The sequence below is a fragment of the Streptomyces sp. CA-106110 genome, assembly GCF_050936285.1.
GTDB lineage: Bacteria > Actinomycetota > Actinomycetes > Streptomycetales > Streptomycetaceae > Streptomyces.
The window spans coordinates 1,490,454-1,503,818 of sequence record NZ_JBNJNB010000001.1 but is presented as its reverse complement, the minus strand read 5'-3'; the positions used below and the strand labels follow the sequence as shown (position 1 = coordinate 1,503,818).

Below are 13,365 nucleotides of genomic sequence, written 5' to 3'. Positions count from 1 at the left end.
ACTCCTCGATGAACCCCGCCCGGGGCCGCCGTTCGATGAACTCCCGGCTCTCGGACTCCAGGACGACGCAGTCCACCGAGGTGTCTCTCAGGACGTTGGCCAGGGTCAGCCCGGCCGGGCCCGCACCGATGATGGCGACGGGCACGCGCTGCTCGGACGGAGGGGCGGCCGGATGTGGGGAGGCGATCACCGGGTCATTATGGCCACATCACGTCAACGCCCTGTCGGAGCGCCCGCGTTGGGGTCAGTGCAGTGCCTCCCGCAGGGCCGGCAGCAGATCCTTCGCCGACCACCGGATGAACTCGGGCTGGGTGTCGCCGCCCACCTGCACCAGCGCGATCTCTGTGAACCCAGCCTCGGCGTAGGGCCGTACGGCCTCGACGAAGTCGGCGGGATCGTCGCCGCACGGGATCGAGGAGGCCACGTCCTCGGGCCTGACGAACCGGGTGGCAGAGTCGAACGAATCCGGATGCGGCAGCTCGGAGTTGACCTTCCATCCACCGCCGAACCAGCGGAACTGCTCGTGTGCGCGGCGGACGGCGGCCTCCCGGTCCCGGTCGTAGCAGACCGGCAGCTGCCCCACCCGGGGTTTGCCCTCGCCGCCGTGCCGGTCGAATGCCGTGAGCAGTTCCCGTTTCGGCTCGACGGCGATGACGAGGTCGGCGAGATGGCCGGCCAGGGCGCAGGACCGCTCCCCGGAGACGGCGATGCCGATCGGCGGCGGCTCGTCCGGCAGGTCCCAAAGCCGCGCCGAGTCCACGCCGAAGTACGTGCCCCGGCGACTGACATGGCCTCCGCCGAACAGCTCGCGGATGATGCCGACCGCCTCTTCCAGCATCTCGTGCCGCACCTCGACGGACGGCCAACCCTCGCCCACCACATGCTCGTTGAGATTCTCGCCGGCGCCGAGACCCAGCCGGAACCTGCCCTGCGACAGCAGTTGCACCGTCGCCGCCTTCTGGGCCACCACCGCCGGGTGGTAGCGGAACGTCGGGCAGGTCACGTAGGTCATCAGTGGGATGCGCGAGGTGGCCTGCGCGGCGGCGCCCAGCACGCTCCACGCGTACGGCGCGTGCCCCTGGGCCCGCAGCCACGGGAAGTAGTGGTCCGAGGTCACGGAGAAGTCGAACCCCGCCTCCTCGGCCCGCACCACATGGTCGACGAGTTCGCGCGGGCCCGCCTGTTCGGTCATCATCGTGTAGCCTTGAGTTTCGCGGTTTTGGCGGGCCTGATGTGATCACGCTGCGTGGGTGAGTCCTGCTTGGGCCCAGGCTTCCTGGACGGTCCGAATTTCGGCGTCGGTCGGCTGGCCTGCGGCAGCGGGAAGAAATCGGGTGGCGATGATCACGCGGCGGAGCTTGGCGAGCATGTCGACGAAGGCTGGGTCGGTCTTGGTGGTGTACCAGGGGGCTTGCTCGCGGCGGTCGGCGGCGTCGTTCGGGTGGTGGCCGTGCAGTGCGTACCAGACGACGGTGATCGAGTAGCAGTACAGGCCGAAGGGGACGGTGCGGCGGACCGCGTTCTCGGTGCGGCTGCGGGCCTGTCCGACGCCGAGTAGGGCGCGGGCTTCGGCGAAGGTGATCTCGATGGACCACCGCCAGGCATATCTGGTGATCAGCGCCGTGGCCGGGGTGTCGGGGTCGGTGGTGACCAGGGCCAGGTCGTAGCCGGTGTCGGTGCCGTCGTCGCGAATCAGGATCACCCGGACAGTCTGGGTGTGGAAGGAGCCGTACCACAGGCAGCGGACCTCGGCGATCCGCACCTGGTCGGTGCGGCCATAGCGTTTGACCCGCGCGGGCGTGAATGTCGCGGTCGCCGAGAGGTCGGCGGGCGTGCCCAGCCGGGCGCCTTTGAGGCGGGGGCGGCCGCGTCTGCCGGTCGGCGGTGGCGCGAGGTCGAACAGCACGGCGTTGGCCGGCAGCCGGGTGGTGAGGGTGATCGCCTCGGGCAGGTGGCGCAAGGCTTTGCCGTGATACGCGGCGTCAGCCACGACATGTAGTCGCCGGTCCAGGCACACGGCCAGCAACCGGACCATCGACGCAGCGAGTTCGACCTTCGACGGCCCGGTCTTCGGCCGCCACAGCCTGGCTGCCACCGGCAGGCACACCGGCCGGGTGAGGAACGGCAGCTCCACGACGATCCCGATCACCACGAAGCACGTCCCCCACCCGACCGGCTTGACACCGGCCGCCGCGCCGTCGTGCTGCCACGCGGCGCCGAACACCTTCTTCCCGCGCCGCTTGAACAGCGTGTCGTCCACCGCGACCGTCACCGCCGCGCCGTGTGGCAGCAACGTCCTTACGATCAGGTGCGCCAGCGCGATCCCCAGGATCTCGACGTTCCAGCTCGCCCGGGAGAAGAAGGAGTGGGCCCGGTCGTGCGGCCAGGCGCGGGCCAGACCCGCCCCCGTCAGCATCCCGGTCACCGTGCTGGCCCCGGTCTGCGCGACCAACCCGGTCACCATCGCGGTGAAGGTCTCGAAGCTCTGCGCGGTGAACACACGCAGCGTCTCCAACACGGCCAGCAAGGACGCCGGTACCGGCGGATTCGGAAGCATCGGCGGATCCCCTCCCCGGCGTGGTCGCCGCACCGCTGATGCTGCCGCCGTCCGGCCTGCGGACAGCCCGAACCAGCCGGCCCGTCACCCGCCGGGGTGACCGTCTGCCGGCTCACGCACCCCGGACGGTTACCGGTACGCCTGGAACAGCCGACGCCGCCGCGGCTACTCGGGGAAGGCGAGGGTGTAGTGGAAGCCGTCGTCGCCGACGGCTTGTCGCAAGGTCCGCATAATCGCCTCGGGATCGTCGTAGGGGCCATTGACGTAGAACGGCTTGCCATCACGACCGAAGCGGATCGGACTGGGGCCGGTTGGCTCACCGAGCACAACGGCAGCGGCATCGAAGTCCGCCTCGGGAGCGAACCCGAGCTCGCGGGCGTAGTCGGCGGCGCCGAACACCAGGGCACGGACAAGCTCGGCGGGAACCTGCACATGCCCCTCGAAGGCACTGAAGTAGGCGTGCCGGTGCACAGCCAGCTGGCTCGGAGTCATCGGCTCCGGAGGCAGCGCATTCTTCGCCCCCAGGCACCACACATCCAGCAGGAAACCGGCAACCTGGGCCTTCGCGGAGCGCGCGCTGTCCGCGGCGACGAGCACGGCGACAAGGCCGCGTACCTCCTCGGCGTCGGAAGCCCCCGGGTCAAGGCTTGTCCACTGCGGCGCACCCTCAAGATCCACACTGCGGCTCCAGCCGGCGTTCACCCAGCAACGCGGCTCGCCGCGGCCCGACACCGAGACCTGCACAGCGCCGTTGAGCACCCCGACGACATCCTTGACGCCCACCCCCAGTGTTCTGGCGATCGCCTTCGCTGACCGACCCTGCTGGTCCAGTTGCCGTACCTGTTCTACAAGCTCATCCACAGCCTCACCCTATGGCCGCCGCCAAGACCACAGGACCCAAACACCAGCAGCTACAACCGCCAGAGTGACCCTGCGAAAACGGCGAAACTCGAGATCCGTACGACGCACGGAATTTACATCAATGTTGGGCGTCGGCGAGGAACGAGAGAACTCTGGGCCAACCCCGCTCCTGTGCGGCGGCGTCGGCGGCGCCGCTCCCGCCGAGATTGAGGGTCCGGCGGGTGTGTCAAATTAACGGCTGATCTTGGTTGTTGAGGTGTCAGTTGTTGCTCGGGGTCAGGCGGCCCTCGAAGGCGATCTGGAACGCGTTCAGGGGTGCCTTCCAGCGCATGGTCCACCGCTTGCGGCCCTTCCCGGTCGGGTCCAGGCTCATCAGCGCCATGTAGATGCACTTGAGGGCGGCGGCCTCGTTGGGGAAGTGTCCGCGGGCGCGGACGGCCTTGCGTATGCGGGCGTTGACGCTCTCGATCGCGTTCGTGCTGCAGATGACCTTGCGTATCTCGACGTCGAAGGAGAGGAAGGGCACGAACTCGGCCCAGGCGTCCGACCACAGCTTCACGATCGCTGGATACTTCTGGCCCCAGGACTCCTGGAACTCCAGGAACCGCTCCGTGGCCGCGTCCTCGCTGGGTGCGGTGTAGACGGGCTTGAGGGCCTTGGCGACCTTGTCCCAGTCCTGGCGGGCGGCGTAACGGAACGAGTTGCGCAGCAGGTGAACCACGCACGTTTGGACAATCGTGCGAGGCCAGACGGTTTCCACGGCCTCGGGGAGGCCCTTGAGTCCGTCGCAGACCAGCATCAGCACGTCGTCCAGGCCGCGGTTCTTCAGCTCGGTGAACACGTGCAGCCAGTACTTCGCGCCCTCGCCGCCGTCGCCGGCCCAGATGCCGAGGATGTCGCGGGTGCCGTCCACGGTCACGGCCATCACCACGTATATCGGACGATTCGCGACCTGCCCGTCCCTGATCTTGACGTTGATAGCGTCCACGAACAGGACCGGGTAGACGCGATCGAGCGGCCGGTTTTGCCATTCGGCCATGCCGTCCATCACCTTGTCGGTGATGGTGGAGATGGTCTGCTTGGACACCTCCGCCCCGTAGATCTCGGCGAGATGAGCCGATATCTCCCCGTGGGTGAGACCCTTCGCGGACAAGGAGAGCACCATCTCGTCGACACCGGTCAGGCGGCGCTGCCGCTTCTTGACGATCTGCGGCTCGAAGCTGCCGGCGGTGTCGCGGGGCACCCTCACCTCCACCGGGCCGATGTCGGTCAGCACGGTCTTCGCCCGGGTGCCGTTGCGGCTGTTGCCGTTGTTCTTCCCGGCCGGGTCGTGCTTCTCATAGCCGACGTGGTCGGTGATCTCGCCTTCCAGGGCGGACTCCAGCACCCGCTTGGTCAGCAGCTGCAACAGCCCACCCTCGCCAGTCAGCTGCAGCCCCTCGTTCCGGGCACGGTCAACCAGCATCGCAACGAGCTGCTCGTCCGACACCGCACTCGACGGTGCCTGAACCACCTTCTCGGCCTGCTCGTTCTCCACGGCGGTCTCCGTCATCAGACGCGTCTCCTTGATCATCAGATCCGCCGTTGATTAGACACTCCCGGTCCGGCCGGTGCGGGGATTGGGCGCTGTGATGCCCATCGCAAGGTAGGGAAAGGTCCCCACCTGATGCCCCGCTCCTGGGTAGATGAGGGACTGGTGAGAGTAACGGTCGTGGTTGTTGTTCAGTTGGGCGGCGATCTGCTTGGCGAAGGTCGGGGAAGCCCACAGGGCGTCGTCAGTGCCGGCAATGGAGAGCAGCGGTCCACTGAGATGGTTCAGCGGTATGGTGCTCTGGAAGACCGGCTTTCCTTGGTAGTCATCCCGGGCCCTGTCGGTCCCGCCCCATGGCCGGGAAAATCGGGGCTGGTGCCCGTCCGGAGGACGTCGTTAGAGCTTGGTGCCGAACATTGAGCCCGTTTGGTAGTCGGACGCGGGGGCCGAGCGCAGGAGTCCAGTGGTGTTGCCGCGAGCACGCAAGAGAGCTTCTTTGAATCCTGTGGTCCCTGATGGGCGGGCACCGCTACTGGTGCACGCGAGGAAGGGCGGGACGGGACATGGATGTGGTCGAGGAGCGGTGCGGGGGCGCCGACTTGGGCAAGGCGGATGTCAAGGTGTGCATCCGGGTCCCGGGCACCGGCAAGCGCGCCCATTATGAGGTCCGTACGTTCTCCACGATGAACGACGGCCTGTTGGAGTTGCGGGACTGGCTGGTGGAGAACAGGATCGCCCGGATCGGCATGGAGGCGACGGCGTCGTATTGGAAGCCGCTGTTCTACCTTCTTGAGGCCACCGAGGGGATCGAGCCGTGGCTGCTCAACGCCCAACACATCAAGACCGTTCCCGGCCGCAAGACCGACGTGAAGGACTGCCAGTGGATCTGCAAGCTGGTCGAACACGGCCTGGTGCGGCCCAGCTTCGTGCCTCCGCGTGACATCCGTCAGCTGCGAGACCTAACCCGGTATCGCACCGAGACTGTCCGGGACCGGGCCCGTGACGTGAACCGCCTCGCGATGTTCCTGGAGGACACCGGGATCAAACTGTCCTCGGTCGTCACCGACATCACCGGCCGCTCGGCGCGGGCCATGCTGGATGCCTTGGTGGCAGGCGAACGGGACCCGCAGGTGCTGGCGTCCCTCGCCCTGGGCAGCCTGCAGGGCAAGATCCCCTTGCTGACCCGCGCCCTGACCGGTGGCTTCAATGAGCACCACGCGTTCATGATCGCTTCGATGCTGCAGGCCATTGACGAGGCCGACAACCGGATCTCCCGCCTGAGTGAGGAGATCAACCGCCAGCTGCAGCCCCTGCGGCGGCAGGTCGACCTGCTGATCACCATTCCCGGGATCAGCCTGACCCTCGCCCAGGTCCTGATCGCCGAGATCGGTGTCGACATGAGCCGTTTCGCTACCGCCGGACACCTTGCCTCCTGGGCCGGAGTGTGTCCGGGCAACAAGGAATCAGCCGGCAAACGGCTGTCCGGACGCACCCGCCACGGTGACACCTGGCTCAAGACCGCCCTGTTCATGGCCGGCGCCAGCGCCGCCCACAGCAAGACGACCTACCTGGGCGCGCAATTTCGACGGCTGGTCCCGCACCGAGGCGCCAAGCGCGCGACCCTCGCCGTCGGACACTCCATCCTCGTCGCCGCCTGGCACATCCTCCACGACCTCGTGCCCTACCGCGATCTCGGCCCCGATCACTTCACCAACCGCCTCGGCAAGGAACGCCAGACCCGACGCCTGATCGCCCAACTCGCAGCCCTCGGCATGGACGTCACCATCGCCTCACGCGAACAGACCGCGTGAACTGCGCCAACGCGTATCACCGCAGGTGCTTTTCAAGAGAGCTCCTTCGACCTCACCCATCACTCACCCCAGCTCCCATCCCGTCCGCCGTCGACCCACACACCGCGGAGCAGGCGTGGTCCCTGCGGTCCAGGTGGAGCGCGCCACTGTCAATCCCCTCGCGCCGTGGAGATCTTTCAAGCGGCCACCTCCACGGTGGGGTCGGCCTGATGGTCTTTGTTCGTAGTCGATCGGGCTCCGGTATCCGCACACGCTGTGTAGCCGACGGGTGTTGTAGAAGCCGGTGATCCAGGGGGCGATCTTCAGCCGCGCCTCGGTGCGGGTGGTGAAGGTGCGCCGGTGGACATACTCGACCTTGAGCACACTGTTGAACGGCCTGCCGCAGGCTCGGCGTGACCCAGTCCGTGGGCCGTGTCGGCTCGTGTTTCGACAATGCCGTCAGCGAGGCCGCCTGAAACGCCGGTACTTCACATACTCACTGTCCGAGTGGAAGATCGACGTCGCCGCCGCAGGTGGCCGCGGCCATATGCAGGGAAGCGACGACCAGCTCCGCGTCGTGGCGCTCGCCCATCGCGTAGCCGAGCAGGCGGCGCGAGAACAGATCGATCACGGTGGCCAGGTACAGCCTGCCCTCGCTGGTGACGATCTCCGTCATATCCCCGGCCCACACCTGGTCGGGAGCGGGGGCGCTGAAGTCGCGGCCCACAAAGTCCGCAAACGCGGGCCAGTTGCCCGGCCTGGTCAGCCCCCGGCGCCTTCGAATCTTGCGTCCGGCCAGGCCGAGTTCGGCCATGAGCTTGGCGACGGTGTTCACCGACACCCTCCAGCCCTGGCGCACGAGCGTGATCCAGACCTTCGGGGAACCATACGTGCCGCCCGACTCATCGAAGATCTGCCGGATCGCGTCGGCCAGCTTCCCGCGCCCTTCAGCGGGCAACGCTCCGCCAGGGGTGCTGGAGGTCCTGCACTCCCCCGGCCACCACGAGGCGGCCGTCACCTTCCACGACCCGTGGACCGGCACGCTGCTCACCGGCGACACGGTGCTGCCCGGCCGCCTGTTCGCCTTCAACGCGGCCGCCGTCCTCGCCACCATGGAACGCCTGGTGTCCTTCGCCGCGACCCGCCCGGTCACCCACGTCCTGGGCTGCCACATCGAGATGACCCGCCGCCCGGGCCGCGACTACCCCATCGGCGCGGACTACCAACCCCGGGAGCGGGCGCTGGAGTTGCCCCCCGCCCACCTCACCGCGATCCGCGACGCCGCCGCGGCTCCCGTCGCCGCTCCCGGCGTCCGCGCCCACCCCGACTTCGTCCTTTACGCCCAGCCCGGCGAGCGCGATTTCGGCCGACTCCTGCGCCGCGGCCGCGCCCACAAGTTCCTCCGCAAGCTCGCCGCCCGCTGAGGACCGACCCTCCGGAGGGTCCCGGACGGACGAACGCGCTCACGCAGTCGGGGAACCGGGTTCGGCACCCGGTTCCCCGATCAGCGGGCGGACCGGCCGCGGGCGGATGGCCGCAGGCTCACGCCACACCGCCGGCGCTCAGCAGGGACTCCGCCGCTGCGAGGCCGCACACCCGGGAGGCACCGTGCGTGTCGATCCGGGCGGCGGCGTCGAACCCGCCCTGCGGGAGGCCGAGTTCGACGAGCACTGCGTCCGGACGGCGGGCCAGCAGGCTGGAGGCCCAGGCCGACACGTGCGGACGCCGGTGTGCGTCGCGGACCACGAGGACCAGCGCCCGGTTGCGAGCCGCCTCGAGGACGTCGTCCTCGGTGCGGTGGTCGTGCGGCGTGTCCGGAACCAGCGTCGTGCGGGTCGTACCGGGCAGCAGGGCGGCCAGCGCGGGGCCGAGCCCCCAGGGCACTCCCTCGCCGATGGCCACCGTCCCCGGGACCCCGAACTCCACCAGATGGACCGGCCCCCGCAGCGGCAGCGTCCCGGCCGTCCGCTCGGTCACCCGGAGCGCACGTCGGGCGGCGTCTAGAGCCAGCGGCCGGTCCGCGGTCGTCTCGGGCGCCGCGGAGCGCAGGTCCCGGACCCAGGCGCCGAAGCGCTCGACCTGATCCGCCGCCTGGGTCAGGCGTGCCTTCGGCAGCACGCCCTGGGCCACGGCGTCCGCGATCGCGTCGCGCAGGTCCAGTACCTCCGCCTCGGCGGACCTGTCGCCGAGGCAGACGAGGTCCACCCCGGCCGCCAATGCCTGCACGGTGGCACCGGCCAGGCCGTAGCGGGCGCGGACGCCGGCCATCTCCACCGCGTCGCTGACCACCAGTCCGTCGAAGCCCATCTCCTGCCGCAGCAGCCGGCCCAGCAGGCGCGGGCTGACCGTGGCCGGCCGCTCGGGGTCGTGGGCGGAGACGAGCAGGTGGGCCGTCATCACCGCGCGGGCGCCCGCCGCCAGCGCCGCCCGGAACGGCGGCAGGGCGACGGCCTCGAGGTCCGCGGCGTTCATGTCCACGACGGGCAGGCCGTGGTGCGAGTCCACGTCGGTGTCACCGTGGCCGGGGAAGTGCTTGGCGCAGGCGGCCACGCCCGCGCTCTGCAAGCCGCGCACCCATGCCTCGACGTGACGGCACACGAGTGCGGTGTCGGCTCCGAAGGAGCGGGTCCCGATCACGGGGTTGCGCGGATTGCTGTTGACATCGGCGTCGGGCGCGTAGTCCAGGTCGATCCCGGCCGCGCGCAGTTCCGCCCCGATAGAGCGGGCCACCGACTCGGTCAGCCCGGTGTCGTCGACGACGCCCAGGGCCAGGTTCCCGGGGTAGGAGGAGCCCGTCGCGGCCTCCAGCCGGGTGATGTCGCCACCCTCCTCGTCGACGGCGACCAGGACGTCCGGGTTCTCCGAGCGCAGGCTCCCGGTCAGCGCTGCGACCTGCTCGGTGTCCCGGATGTTGCGGGAGAAGAGCAGGACGGAGCCCAGGCCCTCGGCGATCCTGCGCCGGATCCAGTCGGGTGCCTCGGTGCCCGTGAACCCGGGCTGCAGCACCCGGTCCGCCAGGGCGAGGAGTTCGGGGTCGTGCCGGGTCACCGCTCACCGCCCCGGTCGGTTCGGGAGACGGCCTCGCCGGTCGTGGCGGCCGCGCGGGCCCGCCGTTCGGGAAAGGACGGCCCGTCCGGCCCGGAGGGCTCCGCGGGGGAAGGACGAAGGTGGTCCATCGGAACAGGCGGCCTCTCGGCATCGTCGGCGGCGGAAGGGAGACGCTGTGGGGTACGTCGTGGAACTGTCCTCGAAGCGTCCTGGGGCAGTACAGGTCAGGACCGCGAGTAGCGCAGGTAGGGCACGCGGGTCCGCGTGGCGAAGTTCTCAGCGGCGGTCCAGGAGTCGAAGATCGTGCGGGGCTCCGTCCCGGCGAGCAGAGCCAGCCGCAGCCGGTCGGTACCGGCGAGCACGTCGAAGGTCCGGTCCTGGAAGGCGAACTCGTCCGGCCACCCGGCGATGAGCAGGGCGAGCAGGTGCACCGCGGTCGCCAGCGGATCGAAGGCCTCGGTGTCTGTGACATACAGCTGGACGCCGCACAGCGGCATCCCCTGGTGCACGTCCGCGAGCGGTGTCGTCCTGGCCCCGCGGACGAGCAGGCCGGGCAGGTCGAGAGCGCGCAGTTCGCTCGCGAGCGAACCGTCGAGCCAGGGCGCGCCCAGGAACTCGAAGGGCGTCGTGGTGCCGCGCCCCACGGACAGGTTGGTGCCCTCGAACAGGCAGGTGCCGGGGTAGCAGCGCGTCGCGGCCAGGGTGGGCAGGTTCGGGGAGGGCGGCACCCAGGGCCGGCCGCTCGCCTTCCACGGCAGGGCGGCGCCACCGGTCATGGGCACGACGTCGGGGGCGGGCGCGCTCAGCAGCTCGGCAAAGAGCGGTGCCAGCTCGCCCATGGTCATGCCGTGCCGCAGCGGCAGCGGGGCACGGCCGACGAAGGAGCTGAAGTCCGGATCCAGCACCGGCCCCTGGACGTGGACGCCGCCGAGCGGATTGGGACGGTCCAGCACCACGACGCGGGTGCCGGTGCCCGAGGCCGCGGCGATGAGGTCGTACAGCGTGGATTCGTAGGTGAAGAAGCGCACGCCCGCGTGCTGGAGGTCGATCGCCAGTACGTCGATCCCGGCCTGCTCGACCAGTTCGGTCAGGGCCGGTCCCTCCTTGAGGTAGGTGTCGTGGACGGGCAGGCCCGTCGCGGGATCGCGGGGATCGTGCTCGGAGTCGCCGGCTGGGGCCGTCCCCTGCACCCCGTGCTCGGGTCCGAACAGCGCCCGCAGGTCAGTGCCGGCGGCCAGCAAAGCGGACGCGCTGTGGCGCAGGTCACCGGTGACGGCCGCGGGATGGGTGACCAGACCGACCCGCTCGCCCTGGAACGGCGAGCGCCGGCTTGCGAGCAGGGCGTCGAGCCCGGTGGTCACGTCGGTCACGGAAGTTCCTTGGTGTAGGTCCAGAACACCCGGCCCAGTGCGGCGCCGACGGCCAGGGCGTAGAAGTGAATCGGTGCGGTCCAGCCGATCTCGGCGACGTCCAGGCCTTCCGCACGCTGGTCCGCGAGGCAGCGTCGCAGCAGTACCGTGCCGACGCCGGAGCCGCGCTCGGAGCGCTCGGTCCCCATCGGGCCGAACCAGGAGAGCCGGTTGACACCCCAGCAGGCGAAGCCGACGAACCGGGTCTCTTTGCCCTCGCCCCGGACCGCCACGTGGCCTCGGGGCGTGTCGTAGGTCAGGGATTTCGCGCCCTCGCCCTCCCAGGCGCCGCCCCAGTCCAGCATCCAGCGCCGGAAGGCCGGTTCGTCCTCGGAACGCAGCCGGCGGACCGTCACTCCGGCCTCCGCCAGCCGCTTCTCGTCCGCCGCGGTGTCCAGTGGCGCGGCCCGCAGGTCCACGCGCATGTTCAGGCCCTCCTTGCCGCGGAGGTAACCGCTGGACTCCGCCAGGCAGATCGCGGGGGTGTAGCGGATGTCGATCCCGGGCCAGGCGTAGTTCGGCGGGTTGCCGCGGATGACCAGTCGCGCCGCGGACTCCTCGCCGAGCCGCCGCTCCAGGTCCACGAGCAGTGCCCGGCCGAGGCCGCGCCCCTGGCACGCGGGGTTCACCGCGAGGAGGTTGAGGTGCCCCGAGCGGGGCGCCGTGTCGGTGGCGGCGCGGACGGAGCCCAGGGCGAAGCCCACCGGGACGCCGTCCTCCTCCGCGACGACACGGAGCGCGGGATGCAGGTCCGCCTCCGTCCACAGCAGGTCGATGACAGCCTCGGCGTCCTCGTCGTGGACAAGGGCCGCGCGGGCGATGGCTCGCAGCCGCGGGAGGTCCTCGGGGACTGCCGTGCGCAGGACGGGCCCCACCGAGGAGTTCGCCACAGGGGAAGCTGAGGAGAAGGTCGACAAGCCCGCCCACCGCCTTCGTAATTTGCTAACGTTGGAACGCTTAATGTTGGTGGAAACTTACCAGCGAGGGTTGGGACTGTCAGCCCCTGCAAAGCCGCCGGAAGGACCGCGATGCGTGCTGCCGAATCCGTACCGCCGCATCACCCGGACACCGCTGATCCCGTCGACCTCGTCCGCGCCGCCGTGGAAGCGGGAACCGTCCCCGGCGCCGTCCTGGTCACCGGCAGGAGCGCCGCGGACCCGGGCCGCGTCTTCGCCCACGGGCGCACGGCCGCGGGCGACGGCGGACACCCGGTCACGGCGGACACCGTGTACGACCTCGCCTCGCTCACCAAGGTCGTCGCCACCACGCCGGCCGTGCTGCGGCTGGTCGACGAGGGTGCGCTGGCGCTGGACGACCCGGTCCAGCGGCACCTGCCCGGCTTCACCGGGGCTGGAAAGTCCGAGGTGACGGTTCGTCAACTCCTGTCGCACAGTTCGGGGCTGCCGCCTCACCGCGACTTCTGGCTGCTGCCCTGCTCCCCCGCGGAGCGCCTGGCGGCCGTTGCGCGGGAGCCGCTGGAGCACCCGCCGGGGAAGGTGGTGCGCTACTCGGACCTGGGCTTCATCCTGCTCGGCGAGATCGTCGCGGCCGTCACCGGACAGCCGCTGGACCAGGCGGTCCGCGCCCTGGTGCTCGACCCGCTGGGCCTGACGGAGACCGGCTACCGGCCCTCGGCGGAGTGGTCCGCACGCTGCGCGGCGACCGAGGCGCCTCCCGTCGGTGGTGAGCCGAAGGTCGGAGTGGTGCACGACGACAACGCCGAGGGGCTGGGTGGGCTCGCCGGCCACGCCGGTCTCTTCGGGACCGCCCCTGACCTGGCCCGTTACCTGCGGCTCGGATGGCTCGCGCCGCAGAGTCCGGTCCTTTCCGCGGCAATACGCGAGGAGGCGCTGCGCTGCCAGACCACCGGTCTGGACGGCGTGCGCGGGCTGGGCTGGACCCTGCGCGGGGACACCTGGGACCACACCCGGGACCCGTGGCCGGGCTCGGCGGCCGGGCACACCGGGTTCACCGGTACCAGCGTCGCCTTCGATCCGGTCAGCGGCGCGTGGGTGGTGCTGCTCACCAACGCCGTGCATCTGGGGCGCGGACCACGAACGCGGGAACTGCGCCGGGCCGTGCACGCCGCCGTCGTGACATATCCCCGCTCCCCGGCGCCGGCTTCAGAGGTCCACACCATCGGCACCAGGTCCTCCGATGAGTAGGATT

12 protein-coding genes and 2 pseudogenes are annotated in these 13,365 nt (G+C 70.1%); 3 read left to right on the top strand and 11 right to left on the bottom strand.

The features are described 5' to 3' along the window. Nucleotides 1-55: 55 nt before the first annotated feature. The 6 genes and pseudogenes from ACQEXA_RS07020 to ACQEXA_RS06995 form a co-directional block, all read right to left on the bottom strand. Nucleotides 56-145, bottom strand: a pseudogene (locus ACQEXA_RS07020) (FAD-dependent monooxygenase); the annotation flags it as partial. 99 nt (nt 146-244) lie between these two features. After that, nucleotides 245-1,195: an LLM class F420-dependent oxidoreductase gene (locus tag ACQEXA_RS07015; RefSeq protein ID WP_433129085.1), complete on the bottom strand. Its 951-nt coding sequence runs from the start codon at nt 1,193-1,195 to the stop codon at nt 245-247. A 42-nt stretch (nt 1,196-1,237) separates the two neighbouring features. Continuing rightward, nucleotides 1,238-2,557 (bottom strand): IS701 family transposase, encoded by a 1,320-nt coding sequence (locus tag ACQEXA_RS07010; protein ID WP_433129083.1) that lies wholly within the window; start codon nt 2,555-2,557, stop codon nt 1,238-1,240. Between the two features lie 165 nt (nt 2,558-2,722). Further along, a complete protein-coding gene (locus ACQEXA_RS07005) occupies nt 2,723-3,418 on the bottom strand; it encodes a hypothetical protein (protein ID WP_433129081.1) in 696 nt (231 codons plus the stop codon). 259 nt (nt 3,419-3,677) lie between these two features. Continuing rightward, nucleotides 3,678-4,883 carry an IS256 family transposase gene (locus ACQEXA_RS07000; protein WP_433134473.1) on the bottom strand — a complete coding sequence of 402 codons (1,206 nt, stop codon included), beginning with the start codon at nt 4,881-4,883 and terminating at the stop codon, nt 3,678-3,680. A 123-nt stretch (nt 4,884-5,006) separates the two neighbouring features. After that, nucleotides 5,007-5,270, bottom strand: a pseudogene (locus ACQEXA_RS06995) (acyl-CoA thioester hydrolase/BAAT C-terminal domain-containing protein); the annotation flags it as partial. Between the two features lie 242 nt (nt 5,271-5,512). Here ACQEXA_RS06995 and ACQEXA_RS06990 point away from each other — a divergent pair. Next, on the top strand, nt 5,513-6,760 hold the full coding sequence (locus tag ACQEXA_RS06990; protein ID WP_433129079.1) for an IS110 family transposase: 1,248 nt from the start codon (nt 5,513-5,515) through the stop codon (nt 6,758-6,760). 63 nt (nt 6,761-6,823) lie between these two features. Here the strand turns inward: ACQEXA_RS06990 and ACQEXA_RS06985 are convergent, their stop codons facing one another. Further along, a complete protein-coding gene (locus ACQEXA_RS06985) occupies nt 6,824-7,123 on the bottom strand; it encodes an IS3 family transposase (protein ID WP_433129078.1) in 300 nt (99 codons plus the stop codon). A 112-nt stretch (nt 7,124-7,235) separates the two neighbouring features. After that, on the bottom strand, nt 7,236-7,652 hold the full coding sequence (locus ACQEXA_RS06980) for an IS3 family transposase (protein ID WP_433134471.1): 417 nt from the start codon (nt 7,650-7,652) through the stop codon (nt 7,236-7,238). Between ACQEXA_RS06980 and ACQEXA_RS06975 the strand changes: the two genes are divergently transcribed. Beyond that, a complete protein-coding gene (locus ACQEXA_RS06975) occupies nt 7,552-8,163 on the top strand; it encodes a hypothetical protein (protein WP_433134828.1) in 612 nt (203 codons plus the stop codon). The two genes, ACQEXA_RS06980 and ACQEXA_RS06975, sit on opposite strands and share 101 nt — an antisense overlap. Nucleotides 8,164-8,281: 118 nt before the next feature. Here ACQEXA_RS06975 and ACQEXA_RS06970 read toward each other — a convergent pair whose 3' ends face one another. The 3 genes from ACQEXA_RS06970 to ACQEXA_RS06960 all read right to left on the bottom strand — a co-directional run bounded on the left by ACQEXA_RS06970 (nt 8,282) and on the right by ACQEXA_RS06960 (nt 12,086). Further along, nucleotides 8,282-9,787, bottom strand: coding sequence for a glycoside hydrolase family 3 protein (locus ACQEXA_RS06970; protein ID WP_433129077.1), 1,506 nt, complete (start codon nt 9,785-9,787; stop codon nt 8,282-8,284). 224 nt (nt 9,788-10,011) lie between these two features. Then, on the bottom strand, nt 10,012-11,157 hold the full coding sequence (locus tag ACQEXA_RS06965; RefSeq protein WP_433129075.1) for an exo-beta-N-acetylmuramidase NamZ family protein: 1,146 nt from the start codon (nt 11,155-11,157) through the stop codon (nt 10,012-10,014). After that, nucleotides 11,154-12,086 carry a GNAT family N-acetyltransferase gene (locus ACQEXA_RS06960; RefSeq protein WP_433129073.1) on the bottom strand — a complete coding sequence of 311 codons (933 nt, stop codon included), beginning with the start codon at nt 12,084-12,086 and terminating at the stop codon, nt 11,154-11,156. The genes ACQEXA_RS06965 and ACQEXA_RS06960 overlap by 4 nt, the downstream gene beginning before the upstream one ends. Nucleotides 12,087-12,224: 138 nt before the next feature. On the opposite strand from ACQEXA_RS06960, the gene ACQEXA_RS06955 reads away from it, so the two are divergent. Beyond that, complete coding sequence (locus tag ACQEXA_RS06955) at nt 12,225-13,361, top strand: serine hydrolase domain-containing protein (RefSeq protein WP_433129071.1); 1,137 nt, start codon at nt 12,225-12,227, stop codon at nt 13,359-13,361. Nucleotides 13,362-13,365 lie beyond the last annotated feature (4 nt).